This is a genomic window from Lacipirellula limnantheis (assembly GCF_007746075.1).
GTDB lineage: Bacteria > Planctomycetota > Planctomycetia > Pirellulales > Lacipirellulaceae > Lacipirellula > Lacipirellula limnantheis.
The window spans coordinates 6700050-6713838 of record NZ_CP036339.1 but is presented as its reverse complement, the minus strand read 5'-3'; the positions used below and the strand labels follow the sequence as shown (position 1 = coordinate 6713838).

Annotated in this window: 8 protein-coding genes; 4 read left to right on the top strand and 4 right to left on the bottom strand. The window is 63.1% G+C overall.

The window, feature by feature from the left end; all coding sequences use genetic code 11:
• Window positions 1-367: 367 nt before the first annotated feature.
• Together I41_RS26415 and treZ are read right to left on the bottom strand one after the other, a co-directional pair.
• Window positions 368-1042 carry a helix-turn-helix domain-containing protein gene (locus tag I41_RS26415; protein ID WP_145436104.1) on the bottom strand — a complete coding sequence of 225 codons (675 nt, stop codon included), beginning with the start codon at window positions 1040-1042 and terminating at the stop codon, window positions 368-370.
• Window positions 1043-1486: 444 nt separating this feature from the next.
• Window positions 1487-3373, bottom strand: a complete 1887-nt coding sequence (treZ, locus tag I41_RS26410; protein ID WP_210421074.1) for a malto-oligosyltrehalose trehalohydrolase — start codon at window positions 3371-3373, stop codon at window positions 1487-1489.
• 208 nt (window positions 3374-3581) lie between these two features.
• On the opposite strand from treZ, the gene treY reads away from it, so the two are divergent.
• From treY to I41_RS26390, 4 genes are all read left to right on the top strand, one after another.
• A complete protein-coding gene (gene treY, locus I41_RS26405) occupies window positions 3582-6593 on the top strand; it encodes a malto-oligosyltrehalose synthase (protein WP_145436102.1) in 3012 nt (1003 codons plus the stop codon).
• 87 nt (window positions 6594-6680) lie between these two features.
• Window positions 6681-8858: a glycogen debranching protein GlgX gene (gene glgX, locus I41_RS26400; RefSeq protein WP_145436100.1), complete on the top strand. Its 2178-nt coding sequence runs from the start codon at window positions 6681-6683 to the stop codon at window positions 8856-8858.
• Between the two features lie 229 nt (window positions 8859-9087).
• Entirely contained in the window at window positions 9088-9645 is a 558-nt protein-coding gene (locus I41_RS26395) for a heavy-metal-associated domain-containing protein (RefSeq protein ID WP_145436098.1), read from the top strand.
• A 185-nt stretch (window positions 9646-9830) separates the two neighbouring features.
• Window positions 9831-10688 carry a transposase gene (locus I41_RS26390; protein ID WP_145429803.1) on the top strand — a complete coding sequence of 286 codons (858 nt, stop codon included), beginning with the start codon at window positions 9831-9833 and terminating at the stop codon, window positions 10686-10688.
• A 23-nt stretch (window positions 10689-10711) separates the two neighbouring features.
• Here I41_RS26390 and I41_RS26385 read toward each other — a convergent pair whose 3' ends face one another.
• Window positions 10712-12880, bottom strand: a complete 2169-nt coding sequence (locus I41_RS26385; protein ID WP_145436095.1) for a bifunctional serine/threonine-protein kinase/formylglycine-generating enzyme family protein — start codon at window positions 12878-12880, stop codon at window positions 10712-10714.
• Window positions 12859-13443, bottom strand: coding sequence for an ECF-type sigma factor (locus I41_RS26380; protein WP_145436093.1), 585 nt, complete (start codon window positions 13441-13443; stop codon window positions 12859-12861). Before I41_RS26380 ends, I41_RS26385 begins: the two co-directional genes overlap by 22 nt.
• Window positions 13444-13789 lie beyond the last annotated feature (346 nt).

Genomic DNA, 13789 nt, shown 5'->3' with positions numbered 1-13789 from the left:
CCTTGTTTCACTGTAGCCGGGGTGCAGGGGGAACGCCACTTACGGGCTGGTCGCCGACGCCTTAGATGGCAGTTTGTGCTGATCGCGGGAGTTTTGTCGCAAGTTTCTGGTTCGTGAAACGTGCCGGTTTCCTGCCTGCGGGGGGACTCGGCGACCCAATAGAGTAGAAGTCTGTTCGCCGACAGGAGCGCGCGACAATCCTCAACCGGGGGGCGTTGGCTTTCGATTGCGGACATGGTTCAACCGGCGGGCTCACCGCCCGCCGGCACGCTGCTGCTCGACCTTGCAGCGACTGAGCCATGGCTTACTCGAACCGAAAGTCCCCGCCTCTCCGGCTGACGGTTGTCGTGCGACGCAGTCAGGAAGTTCATCGCTCGGGCGAGCGGATGGGATGCTCAACGCCTGCCTGCGGCCCCTCCCCGGGAGTTAGGAACTGATCGACGCGTAGCAGACGTTCGTGTTCGAATTCGCAGACGTACAGCGTGTTGGTCCACGCCAGCTGGTCGTCGTCGCAGCGGAAACGCTGTCCCCCGCGAATGACTACGACGTCTCCGCCGCCGGTAGGGGCTTCGACATAGTAGTCGTCGCCTCCCACGGCTAGCTCCCAGAAGCGATTGGCATTCTCGACGTAGCGCTCGATGCCGGCGAGGTCGCGGTACTCGCCGGCCAGTACGTGCGCCGGGGAGAAGTTGGGCACGCGACTGTCCGATCGCATGCGAATGTCGCGATGGGCCATCTCAATGGCGTCGGAGGCGTCGTGCTCCGTGACGACGCGTTGCAGGGCGGATAGTAGTCGATCGACGTGCCGCTGCCAGCGGAGATGGCGTTCGAACTCGCCCGACGGCAGGACAATTTCGTGCAGCGTTACGCCTAATCCGCCGGCGATGAACTCCAGAAAACTCTTCTTGACCGGACGGCCCCGCTCGGCATTGCGAATCGTCCGTTCGGAGACGCCGCAACGAATGGCGAGCTCAAGCTGGGTCAAACCCAGCGCACGGCGAAGGCTGGCGAGCTTGGCGCCATAGGGCTGCAGCGACGGCATGAAAATCGACCCTAGGGACGCAACGCGACGCCGCCCGCGGCGCGAATTGTCTGATTATAGAATAGACGGAAAAAAGGGAGTGGAGTCTCCGGTGCCGGCGAGCTTCCGCTAAGGAACATAGCCGCGGCGGATGATGAGGTCAACTTTCCGATTTCTTGCCGGTGATTGCCGTCGTGTGGTCGTCTCTTGCATGGTTAGCATGAAGACGCGCTAGGCGACTGGTTTGTTGCAGGAAGAATAACAAAAACTCATCGACCATGACCTAAACGTCGTCGCGAGAGCGCTGCCCCGTTCTTGCGTCGATGGGTAGCCGGCATCGCGAAACGGCCTACCTCGCCGATGCCGGCTATCGTCCAAGTTGGTCCGCCGCCGGGGCCGTTGATGCGGCAGATAGCCCCGTGGCGGGTCAGCCATTGCGAGACAGAAATGGGGTATTCGCCCTAATCAGAGCGGGGCTGCTTCGAGCACGATCGCCGTGTGACCCGGAATGATCCAATCCCGCGGGTTGAACTCGGCCGTCCCCGCGCCGCCGTATTCGTAGCGTTCGCTCGACCACAGGAGGCGCCAATCCTGGTTCCGCGGCGGGGCGGCCAGCGGCTCGGGCACGGGTCGCCAGTCCATGTCGCGACCCAGGTTCACGCACAGCAGGCGATCGTTCTCGTCGGGGCTAAACCAGCGCAGCACGAACGCTTCCGGACCGACGACGGCGCCATCCAGCATCCGCCAGTCCTGCTGCGCGAAGATCGGATCTTCGCGCCGCAGGCGGAGCAAATCGGCGTGAAACTGCAGCACGCCGTGATGGCGCTGGCGCTCCGACCAATCGAGTTTCGATTGCTCGAACGTCTGCCGCGCCGAGGGATCGGCCAGTTCGCCGTTCTCGCCCCACTTGGCCGTGCGCGGGAACTGGCGGATGTAACCCCAGCGGCCCTCGCGCACTAGTTGCTGATGATCGGCATCGAGGTCGGCAAAATAGCTAAACGGCGCCGTGGACCCAAACTCTTGACCCATGAACAGCATCGGCGTGGGCGGCGCGAGTAGCAGCACGGCGCTGAGGGCCCGATAGCGCCCCGCGGAAGTGAGGGCGTTCAGCCGCAGGGCACGGCCCGAGTTCGCAACCTGATCGTGGTTCTGTAGAAAGTGAACCATTTGCGCTGCCTGGCAGTGACGCGTCGGCGAGCCGCGGCGTTTTTTCTGTCGAGGGGTGTATTGGCCTTGGTAGAGATAGCCGTGGCGAACCGCGGAAAGAATTTCCTGCGGCGAGCCGGCATAGTCGGCGTAGTAGAATTCGGCGTGCCCGGTCGCCGCAACGCGGCAGCTGTGGTGAAAATCGTCGTTCCATAGTCCGTCCAGCCCATAGCCCCCGGCGTCGGTCGGTTCAACGTGACAGACGCGCTGCTCCTCGTTCTCGGCAAAAAGTAGGATCGAACGTTTGCCGGCGGCTTTGCGGGCAGCGTCGGAGAGATCGGCCAGCAGATGGCGCGGCGAATCGTCGTAGATCGCTTGCGTCGCGTCGATGCGTAGGCCGTCGAAGTGGAATTCATCGATCCAGTAGGCGGCATTCGAGGTGACGAATTCGCGCACGGGTTGCGACTGTTCGCCGTCGTAGTTGATGGCGTCGCCCCATTCAGTGGGATGCCGCTTGGAAAAGTAAGACGACGAGAAAATGCCGGTGTAGTTGCCGTTGGCGCCAAAATGGTTGTAAACGACGTCGAGAATGACGCCGATGCCATGGCGATGGGCTTCGTCAATAAAGCGGCGGCAATCGTCGGGCGCCCCGTAGAGTCGCGTGGGCGCGTACCAGGCGACGCCGTCGTATCCCCAACCGAACTCTCCATGAAAGTCGTTGATCGGCATGACTTCGATCAACGTGACGCCGACCTCTTGCAGATGCGACAGCTTGCCAATGGCCGCTGCCCACGTCCCTTCCGGCGTGAACGTGCCGAGGTGCAACTCGTAGATCACCTGCCCTGGCAGTTTGACTCCCGGCCAGTTCTCGTCATGCCATTGGTAGGCACGGGGGTCGACGACCTGTGATGGACCGTGGACTCCTTGCGGTTGAAAGCGCGACGCGGGATCGGGAAAGATGCGTTCGATGCCGTCGATGCGATACCCGTAGAGATCGCCCGGCTGCGTTTCCGCAACCTGCAACGAGTAATAGCCCTCGCCTTCGGGCTCCATCTGCAAAAACTGACGCGGAGTCTGGCCGTCTGGTTCCACCAGAGCCAATTCAATCAGTTGATGGCGCGGAGCCCAGAGGCGAAAGTTGACGCCTTGCGCAGAGACTTCGGCGCCAATTGGTAGTTTGCGTACTCTCTCGGCGACTAATGGCATTTGGCACATCCTTTGCTCGATTGGCGGGACCTTCGGCGACGGCTTCGTTTGCAATTGCCGTACCGTCATCGCACTGTTGCCGTGCTTACTGCAAAGCTTGCTGCCGCGAAGCCCAACGCGAGGCATTTCGGGCCCGCATCGACACCCACCCTTCACCGCGCTGCAGGAACGCGCTGCACCGCCGGCGCGAAAAAACGATATAACGTTGATGTCAGTTAAGTCTAGCAAGATGCCTGCCGCTGATGAGGCGATCGCCATTAGCTCTGCACCGAGCGTTAACCGCGTTCCGCTCGCCACGTATCGCTGGCAATTGTCGGAGTCGCACGGCTTCGAGCAGATTCGTGAGTTGATTCCCTACTTCCAGATGCTGGGGATTAGCGACCTTTATCTCAGTCCGCTCTTCCGCGCTAGGGCGGGAAGCACCCACGGTTACGACGTCGTTGACCACGGCGAAATCGAGCCGGCGTTTGGGGGCGAAGGGGACTTCTTGCGGCTGGCCGAGGCCGCCCGTGCCGCGGGCCTCGGGATCGTGCTCGATGTCGTCCCGAACCACATGGGAATCAACGATTCGGGCAATCGCTACTGGCTGGATGTATTAGAGAATGGCGAGGCAGCTCGCTGGGCGAACTTCTTCGACGTCGATTGGGACGCCATTCCGCAGACGCTCAAGCATCGCGTTCTGCAGCCGGTACTGGGACAACCATTCGGCGCGGCTCTGGAACAAGGAGAGTTGCGCATCGTCTACGCCGACCACCGGTTGCAGGTCGAGTACTTCGACCGCCGGTTTCCGCTGGCGCCCCGCACTTGGCCCGCCATCCTGCAGCGAGTCGTCGCACGGCTCGCGGTGGCGATGCGCGAGGAGCAAGCCGCTCCCGTCGATCCAGCCGAGCGGCGCGCCAGCCGCATTGAACTGACTGAGTTGGAAAGCGTCATCGCGCAGCTGCAGCATTTGCCGGCGCCGGGCGGCGCATCGCCCATCGCGCTGCGTGAGCGTTATCGCGAACAGCGAATCGCCCGCCGACGCCTGGCGCATCTCGTGGGCAAGCGGCCGCGCGTCGCGGCAGCTCTCACGGCCGCGATCGATGAGTTCAACGGGGTCGTCGGCGAGCCGAGCAGCTTTGATCGTCTGGAGAAGTTGCTCAGCGACCAGTGCTATCGACTTGCCTACTGGCGAGTCGCATCCGACGAGATTAATTATCGGCGCTTCTTCGATATCAATGAACTGGCCGCGATCCGCGTCGAAGACGACCAGGTGTTCGAGACGGTTCATCGGCTCGTCGCATCGCTACTGGAACGCGGTCTCGTCACCGGGTTGCGGATCGACCATCCCGATGGATTGCTCGATCCGGCCCAGTATTTCCAGAATCTGCAGTCGCTATATCGCCACTCGCTCCCGGAGCATGCCCGCGAGTCGGCGGGTCAGCTCTACGTGGTCGCGGAAAAAATCTTGTCGGGCGACGAACATTTGCCGGTCGACTGGGCCGTCAGCGGTACGACCGGATATGAGCTGATTAGTCTGGTCAGCCGCTTGCTCGTCGACGCCGATGGGGTGAAGGAGATTCAAGCAGCCTACGAAGAGCTGTCGGGCGTGGAAGAGTCGGCCGCCCAGATCCTTTATCAAAGCAAGAAAGAAGCCGGCAGCGTGGCGATGCTCAGCGAGATGCAAATGCTCGCTTCGCGGCTGTACCGTATCGCACAGCGTGAACGAGCGTCATGCGACTTCACCTTGCCGACGCTCCTGCGCGCCCTGCAGGAAGTGGTGGCCTGCCTTGCAGTCTACCGTACCTACGTCCCGCCGCGCGGCTGGGAGGCAAGCGAAGAGGATCACCGCCGCATCGGGCTCGCCGTTCGTCTGGCAAAGCGGCGCAACCCCGGCATGTCGCGCTCGTTGTTCGATTTCATCGCGAACGTGCTGCTCTTGCAGTTTCCCAAAACGCTTAGCCAGGAAGATCGCGAGGCCTGGCGCCACTTCGCGCTGAAGCTGCAGCAAGTGAGCGGTCCCATCACCGCCAAGGGGGTCGAAGATACGGCGTTCTATCGCTACTACCCTTTGGCGTCGCTCAACGAAGTTGGCGGCGAGCTCGCCGCGGGCGGACTGGCGGTCGAGGAATTTCACCGGCTGATGCACCGCCGGGCGGCGACCTGGCCGAACGGCATGTCGGCGTCGTCGACGCACGATACTAAACGGAGCGAAGACGTCCGCGCGCGGCTGCACGTCCTGTCCGAAACGCCGCGTCGATGGAGAGAATCGGTTCTCCTCTGGCGACAGATGAATCGGCGCTTCCTCGCAGACTGGGACGGCGACCCAATTCCCGACGCGAACGAAGAATACCTCATCTACCAGACGCTCGTCGGCACTTGGCCGGTGGCGCCGATGGACGAAGCGGAGCGTGAAACTTATTGCGGCCGGATGGTGCAGTATCTGGAGAAGGCGCTCCGCGAGGCGAAACTTCACACATCATGGATGAATCCATCGGAAGAGTACGAGACGCGGGCCTTCGACTTCTTGCGAAAAATTCTCGGTCAAGACGCCGCCGCGTTCCAAACGGACCTTACGCAGTTCGTCGCCGATGTTTCCGATGCAGGATTCGTCAACTCGCTCACGCAAGTCTTGTTGAAGGCGACGCTGCCCGGCGCGCCCGATTTTTACCAAGGGACCGAGCTGTGGGACTTCAGCCTGGTTGATCCAGATAACCGCCGGCCCGTCGACTATGCGACGCGGCAAACGGCGCTCATGGAGCTTACCAAGAGCGTCGAGCGTGATTTGTCGGCGATCGCTCGAGAGCTTGGGGAGGCCTGGCCCGATCCGCGGATCAAAATGCTGGTCACGCTCCGGGCGCTCGCGGTACGCCGCCGCTTTGAGCAATTGTTCGCCAGCGGCGAGTACCTTTCGCTTGAGGTGCAAGGCGTGCATGCCGAGCATCTGTTCGCCTTCGCGCGTCGCGCTGGCGACGACTGGGTGATCGTCGTCACGCCGCGACAGTTTCACCGACTCGCGCACGCCGGCAGCGGCAAGGCATCGACCGGCCGCGGGCAAGCCGATTGGGGTGACACGGCCGTCGTTTTGCCAACCGACGCCAGCCGCAGCTGGCGCAGCGAATTGTCGGGACAAAAGCTGGAAGCTGAGTCGAACAACGATACATTGACGCTGGCAGCGAAACAACTGTTCGCGACGCTGCCGGTGGCATTGCTGACGAAGAGCCAACCGACGAAGGCGTAGTGGCGATTTCCGCTGGCACAAGGCCAGCGGCTCGCCCTAGTATTTTTACACTGCTCACTGCCCATTACTCGAACCCCGACACCACATATGCGTATCTGGCCTGGACGACCCTACCCCCTCGGCGCCACGTGGAACGGCAAAGGGGTGAACTTCGCGCTATACAGCGAGAACGCCACCAAGGTGGAGCTCTGCCTGTACAACTCCCCCGACGACGACAAAGAAACCGAACGGATTACGCTCGTCGAACATACCGATATGGTATGGCATTGCTACTTGCCCGACGTCCGACCGGGGCAGGTCTACGGCTATCGCGTCCACGGTCCCTACGAGCCGGAGCAAGGGCATCGCTTCAATCCCAACAAGCTGTTGCTCGATCCGTACGCGAAGGCGCTCGCCCGTACGATCAACCCGACCGACGCCATCTCGGGTTACGTCCTCAACAGCAAGGAGGGGGATCTTTCGTTCAGCGAGCTCGATAGCGGCGCGGATGCGGCGCTCGGGTGCGTCGTCGACCAGGCCTTCTCCTGGGGCGACGATCGTCCGCCGAACACGCCGTCGCACAAGACGCTGATCTACGAAATGCACGTGAAGGGATTCACCAAACTAAACGAGGAAATCCCCGAAGAGCTTCGCGGCACCTACGCCGGCGTCGGTTCCGAACCGGCGATTCGCTTCCTCAAGGAGCTGGGCGTCACGGCGGTGGAGCTGTTGCCGATCCACGCCAAGGGCGATGATCGTCCGCTGGTGGAACGCGGTCTGATCAACTACTGGGGCTATAACACGCTTAGCTTCTTCGCTCCAGAGCCGACGTACGCCGCCGCCGATCGCCCGGCCGACGTGCTCATGGAATTCAAATCGATGGTGGCCAATCTCCACGACGCCGGCATCGAAGTGATTCTTGACGTGGTGTACAACCACACGTCCGAGGGGAACCAGATGGGCCCCACCTATTGCTTCCGCGGCATCGACAACGCCAGCTACTACCGCCTGGCCCCCGATCCGCGGTACTACATGGATTACACGGGCTGCGGCAACACGCTCAGCATGCAGAACCCGCGCGTCCTGCAGCTGATTATGGATAGTCTTCGCTACTGGGTGCAGGAGATGCACGTCGACGGCTTCCGGTTCGACCTCGCCAGCACGCTCGCGCGCGAGTTGCATGAAGTCAATAAGCTCGGCGCGTTCTTCGACATCATTCATCAAGACCCCGTATTGAGCCAAGTGAAGCTCATCGCCGAACCGTGGGACCTCGGCGACGGGGGATATCAGGTCGGCAATTTCCCGATCCTCTGGTCGGAGTGGAACGGAAAATACCGCGACTGCGTCCGCCGCTTTTGGAAGGGGGACGGCGGCGTCGCGTCGGAGTTCGCGACGCGCATCAGCGGTTCGAGCGACCTCTACGAGTGGGGGGGCCGCCGCCCGCACGCGAGCGTCAACTTCATTACCGTCCATGACGGCTTTTCGCTGAACGACCTCGTGTCGTACGACCATAAGCACAACGAAGCGAACGGTGAAAACAATCGCGACGGCTCCGACGGCAACGACAGCTGGAACTGCGGCGTCGAAGGCCCGACCGACGACCCCGCGATCAATGAATTGCGCGAGCGCAAGAAGCGCTCGATGATCGCGACGTTGATTCTTTCACAAGGTATTCCGCTCCTCTTGGCGGGCGATGAGCGCAGCCACACGCAACAGGGGAACAACAACACATATTGCCAAGATAATGAGCTTACATGGCTAAGCTGGAAGCTCGACGATCGACGAAAGAGCCTGGTGGAGTTCACCAAGAAGGTGATCGAAATCTGGCACGCCCAACCGAGCTTCCATCGTCGCCGCTTCTTCCACGGAAAATCGATCCGCGGCAATGAGGCGCCCGAGGTCGTCTGGCTCGCTCCGGACGGAAAAGAGATGAGCGAAGAGGCGTGGCATACGCCGCATGTTCGCTGTCTGGGCGTCCATTTCAACGGCGGGATGGTCGACAACGACGAATACGGCGAGCCGATCATTGGCGACCACATCGTGATCCTGTTCAACGCCGATCACGCGAATGAAATACCGTTCGCGTTGCCCGAGCTAAACGGCGAGATCGATTGGGAGTGCCTGTTCGACACCGCCATCGATGAGAAATGCGGCGACCTGAAGACCGCGACCGAGGCGAAAGTCGACGCCAAAAGCGTTTCCACGGCGCGGGCCTACAAGTTGCGGCCCTGTTCGATGGCCGTCTTCACGGCCCCGGCGAAGGAGCGCGCGGAGGCGACGACGTAGCCCCGAGCATCGCCCGCGCCCCGCAGGGAGGATCGGCGTGACCGTAGCCTCCGCCTCGCGTCGCGGTCGCCCCGGCGGCGGAGGCGCGTCGCCGGAGGAACTTAATAAATCGTCACCCGGGCCTAATTCGGCCAACCCGGCCAGGGGATTCGACGCGACGCCGCCAGTCGGCTACGCTAAAGGCCCTTGTCCACTGTTCCTTTCCTCAACTCCAACCAGTGAGGTATTTATGTCGCTTTCGTCCCGCACGCTGGCGGCGATGTTGACCATCGCTTCGCTCGCCTTCGCCGGAGCCGCTCGCGCTGAAGAGAAGGCCACGCTCACCGGCGTCCACATGTGCTGCCCCGGCTGCGCCGCCGCCATTGAAGAGGCCGTCGCCAAGGCCGTCGAAGACGAGAAGAGTCCCGTTGAGGTTGCCGCGGAGATTGACCAGGAAGAGGGAACCGTCGCGCTCGTGGGGTCCGACCTCGCCGCGGTGCAGGCCGCCGTCGACCAGATCGCCGCCGCCGGCTTCCACGGCAAGCTCGACAACAAAGCGGTGAAGTGGCCCAAAGCCAAGCTGCCGAAAGAGAAGGTCACCCGCCTTGAAGTGACCGGCATCCACAATTGCTGCGGCGCATGCACCAAAGCGATCAAGGGAGCCCTGGGCAAGGTCGAGGGCGTTGCCGGCGACAACCTCAAGGCGAAGGAAACTACTTTCGTCATCGAGGGCGACTTCGACGCGAAGGCGGCCGTCCAAGCCCTGCACAAGGCCGGCTTCCACGTGAGCCTGCCGGAAAAGAAGTAGTTGCGCCGCGTCTTCAGCCCCTGGCTCCGCCAGGGGGCCGGTTGCCATACAGGTAAGCGTCATCTCGCGTAGGACAGCCCCCCGGCGGACAACATAATGCAATAGCTAGCACGCGTCGCTAACGGTAAAAAGGCCCGCGTTCCAGGCTGTTCCTAGAGACCTGACACGTTTCTAGGAGGTGAGCCATGGAACGCGAACTCTGGAGCGTACTATACCGTTTGACTCGGCGGTTATGCAGCGATCGTTCGGGACACGTCTATTCGGTCAGTTGGATCGTCGGCGTCTATCTCTGGGCGGTGATCCACGATCGACCGGTGAGTTGGGCGTGTCGGCCGGAGAATTGGCCGTCGTCATGGCAGGTGCGGCTGCCGAGCCAATCGACGGCGAGCCGTCGTCTCCGCACGGCGGCGGCCGTGGAACTGATCGAGCGGTTGAGGAAGCGTTGCTGGCAGGGCCCGCACCCGCCGGAGGTGAGCTTCCTCGACGGTAAGCCGTTGCCGGTAGGAGGCTTCAGCAAGGATCCCGACGCCACGCGCGGGCATGGCGTCGGCGGCCCGGCCCGCGGCTACAAGCTGCACGCCGTCTGGACGATCGATGCGCTCGTGGCGTGCGAAATCCAGCCGCTCAACGTGAGCGAACAGACGGTCGCCCGGCGACTCTTGCCGCAAGTCGGCGGAGGCTGCGTCCTGGCCGACGGCAACTACGACAGCAACCCGCTGCACGAGATCGCCGCACGGTCGGGCGTGACGTTGATCGCTCCGCAGCGTCGCGCGGGACGAGCGCTGGGCCACCGCCGCCACAGCATCGGCCGCTTGCAGTCGATCGAACTGCTGACGACCGCCGATGGCCAAGCACTCTTCAAGCAGCGGACGTACATCGAGCAACGCTTCGCTCAACTCACCAATTTCGGCGGCGGGCTCGGACCACTCCCCAACTGGGTGAGGCGACTGCCGCGCGTCACCCTCTGGGTGAACGCCAAACTCTGCATCCAGGCCGCTAGAAACCACTTGCGACGAGGAAACGATCTGATGGCGTTTGCATAATGTTGCGGAGCCGGGGGCTGACGCTAGTTGACTCCGATTTCGGCGACCACGCGAATTCCAGCGGCGCCGGGATTATCCGCCTCTTGCCCCCATCGGGTGACTGCGGAGCAAAATCGCGGCAGGTCGGTGTGAGCGCCCCCGCGCATGACGCGTTCGGCGCCGCCCGACGAGTTCAACGGATCGACCAACGGCGAGCGGCCGTAAAAATCGACTGCGAAGTGGTCAAGGCACCATTCTTGGCGGTTGCCGTAAAGATCGTAGATGCCAAACGGATTGGGCTCCTTGAGGCCGACGGCCCGATAGAGCCCGTCGGAATTGTCGCCAAACCACGCAAACTCGCCGAGCCGCGCGGGGTCGTCGCCAAAGTGGTACGCCGTCGGCGCGCCGGCACGGGCGGCGTATTCCCATTCCGCCTCCGTGGGCAAACGGTAGGTTCGTGGTTCGCCCTGCGTCGAAAGCCAGCGACAATAGGCTGCGGCGTCGTTCCAGGTGACATTGATCACCGGAAACTCATCGATGCAGACCCGCTGACCGAGATTCTTCCACGAGTAACCCGAGCGTTTGACCCACCCCTTGTCCTCACGGCCCCAGCCGCTGGTCCGCTCGGCGTCGGTAAGGTAGCCAGTCGCGTCAGCGAAAACACGGAACTGAGCGTTGGTGACCTCGGTCGCTCCGAAGTACAAGGGTCGGCTGATGACGACGCGATGCATCGGCTCGTGGAGCTGCCGGTCCTCGTCGGCCCGGCGATGGCGCCAATCTCCCTCAGGCGGCGTCTGGCCTGGCAGTTGGCCGTCGGCTGCGCCCATCTGGAATTCTCCCGGCGGCAGCAACGCCAGCGGCACGTCTCCCGTCGCCGACAGGCGGACCGGCAGCCCAAGGTACTGCGACCATGCCTGTTGGGTCGCTTGTATCTCACTGGGCGTCATCGGCGGTTTGATGCCGGCCGGCGGCGGTCCCAACGGCCTTGATGGCTTTGGCATCGCGCTGGGACGGCGAGTGGAGGCGCCCCTCTGCCACAACGCGATTCCGCCCAGCGTCGCCGCGCCCGCCGACACGAGTATGGCTCGCCGCGAGATCGCTCGCTTCGGTGCCGCCAGCGTCCCGTCGAGCGCTTGTTGCAGGACGCGCTCGACTTCGGACATCGATTGGAACCGCTCCTCGGGCCGGCGATTCACCATGCGGCGCCATGCGGCGGCGAAGGCGGAAGGGACGTCGCTGCGGCGCAGTTCCAGTTGGTTGCGCTGACTTTCGGTCCGCAAGCGATCTGCCAGCGTCCCGGGATGGGGCGCTTCGCCCTGCAACATGAAGTAAATCACGCAACCCAGCGCGTAGACGTCGGCGCGCTGATCAATCGCTGCGTTTGTCTGCAATTGTTCCGGCGCCGCAAAGCCGACCGTCCCCAGAAATGCTCCGGCGCCGGTGGCGTGCGTCAAACCGCCGGCGGTTTCGGCCGAGGCTTCGATCGTCAACGACTTCGCCAGGCCAAAGTCGACCACCCGCAGCACGCCTGCTTCATCGAGCAGCAGGTTCGATGGTTTGACGTCGCGATGTACAATCTGCTGCGCATGTGCGTGCGCCAGACCGCTGGCGGCCTCCTGCGCCAGCTGCACAGCGCGGCGGAACTCCAGCGGCCCGTCTCGCCGCACGAGCTGTTCGACGGTCTCGCCTGCGATGAAGTCGGTGACCAGGTACGGGCCATGCTCCGAATCGCCGGCGTCTAGCGCCCGGACGATGTGGGGATGCTGCAATTGACCGAGAAGTTTTGCCTCGCGGACAAACCGCGCCGCGGCGCCCGCATCGAGCAGCGCGGCGAACCGCGGAAACTTCAGCGCCACCGCTCGGTCCAGCCGCACATGGATCGCTTTGAAAACGACTCCCATCCCGCCGGCGCCAAGACGTTCGACGAGTCGGTACTCGCCGACCTGTTGCGGCAATCGCCCCGCGTCAGCGCCCGCATCTGCCGCTGCCGTGGGCGCGAGTTCATGTTGCAGGTGGCGCAGATGTTCGCTCAGCAACCTTTCCGCATGCTCGTCAGATTGGAGTCGCGCGACGAACGCTTCCGGATCAGGGGTCGCCCCCGAACGGATCTCCGACTCGAATTCGTCGGCCAACTGGTCGAAGCGCAACACCGTCTCCAGCGGCAGATCGCTCAACTGTCGGTCGAGTCGAACTAATTCGTCCGCTGACGCCACAGTCGCTCCACCAGATGGAGCTTCCGCTGCACCGTCCTCGTGGTGCAGCCGAGCTGCTCGGCGATTTCTTCGTTCGACGCGCCTTCCAAGCGCATCGTCGCCACGACGCTGAGCGTCGGATCGCCGTGTTCGTCGATCCGCTGGTAGAGCACGGCAAGTTCGTCGCGCAAGAGCGCCGCCTCGGCGGGCGACGGCTCGCCGTCCTGCGCGCTTTCCAGTCCCTGACTCGAAACGGCAGTCCGACCGCCGCGACGCAAACGGAGCTCGCGGCGGATCCGGTCAGTGGCCTTGTGGCGAGAAATCGTCGCCAGCAGCCGCCACAGATCGTCGCGATCGGCCAGTTCCATGGCGCGTCCGTCGGCGGCTGCGCGACAGAAGGCGTGAAACGCGCTTTGCGCCACGTCTTCCGCATCGCCGACGCCGGGGGAAACGCCGACCAGCCAGGGCCGAGCAAGATTCTCGATCTGCATTCCGTAGCGGCGCCACAGCAGCAAGATCGCCCGTTCGTCGCGCTGGCGCAACTCGGGAATCAACCGCGTGATGGAGCCAGCCGTTTGGTTCATGATCGCGCGAGCAGGAAAAAAACCTTCGCCGTCCGGGCGAACCCTAAGTGCAGCCTTGCGACGCACTTATCTTAGGCGGCGACCAGCAAGACCACAATATTTTCGTGTTTTCCATCGATTACCGCGTCGCGGTTTCGTGCCAACGACGTTTATCACTGCGAGGCGTGCACTCACCGTTCGCGGCACAGTCGCGAACGCGCAGCCGCATCGCGACGCCAATGCCTTTCGCAGCGTTGGCCGGAGGGGGCAATCCGCCGCCGCAGGCTTGGCCTAACAGCGTGGCCGCGGCGGGCGGTCGCGATGCGCGCGAAGTGAGGGCGGCCGTTCTCACCGCCGGCGGGACTTG

What these genes read in the sequence shown, in the direction of transcription:
- I41_RS26415 (WP_145436104.1), bottom strand. Translation starts at nt 1,042, where the DNA reads ATGCCGTCGCTGCAGCCCTATGGCGCCAAGCTCGCCAGCCTTCGCCGT.
- treZ (WP_210421074.1), bottom strand. Translation starts at nt 3,373, where the DNA reads ATGCCATTAGTCGCCGAGAGAGTACGCAAACTACCAATTGGCGCCGAA.
- treY (WP_145436102.1), top strand. Translation starts at nt 3,582, where the DNA reads ATGTCAGTTAAGTCTAGCAAGATGCCTGCCGCTGATGAGGCGATCGCC.
- glgX (WP_145436100.1), top strand. Translation starts at nt 6,681, where the DNA reads ATGCGTATCTGGCCTGGACGACCCTACCCCCTCGGCGCCACGTGGAAC.
- I41_RS26395 (WP_145436098.1), top strand. Translation starts at nt 9,088, where the DNA reads ATGTCGCTTTCGTCCCGCACGCTGGCGGCGATGTTGACCATCGCTTCG.
- I41_RS26390 (WP_145429803.1), top strand. Translation starts at nt 9,831, where the DNA reads ATGGAACGCGAACTCTGGAGCGTACTATACCGTTTGACTCGGCGGTTA.
- I41_RS26380 (WP_145436093.1), bottom strand. Translation starts at nt 13,443, where the DNA reads ATGAACCAAACGGCTGGCTCCATCACGCGGTTGATTCCCGAGTTGCGC.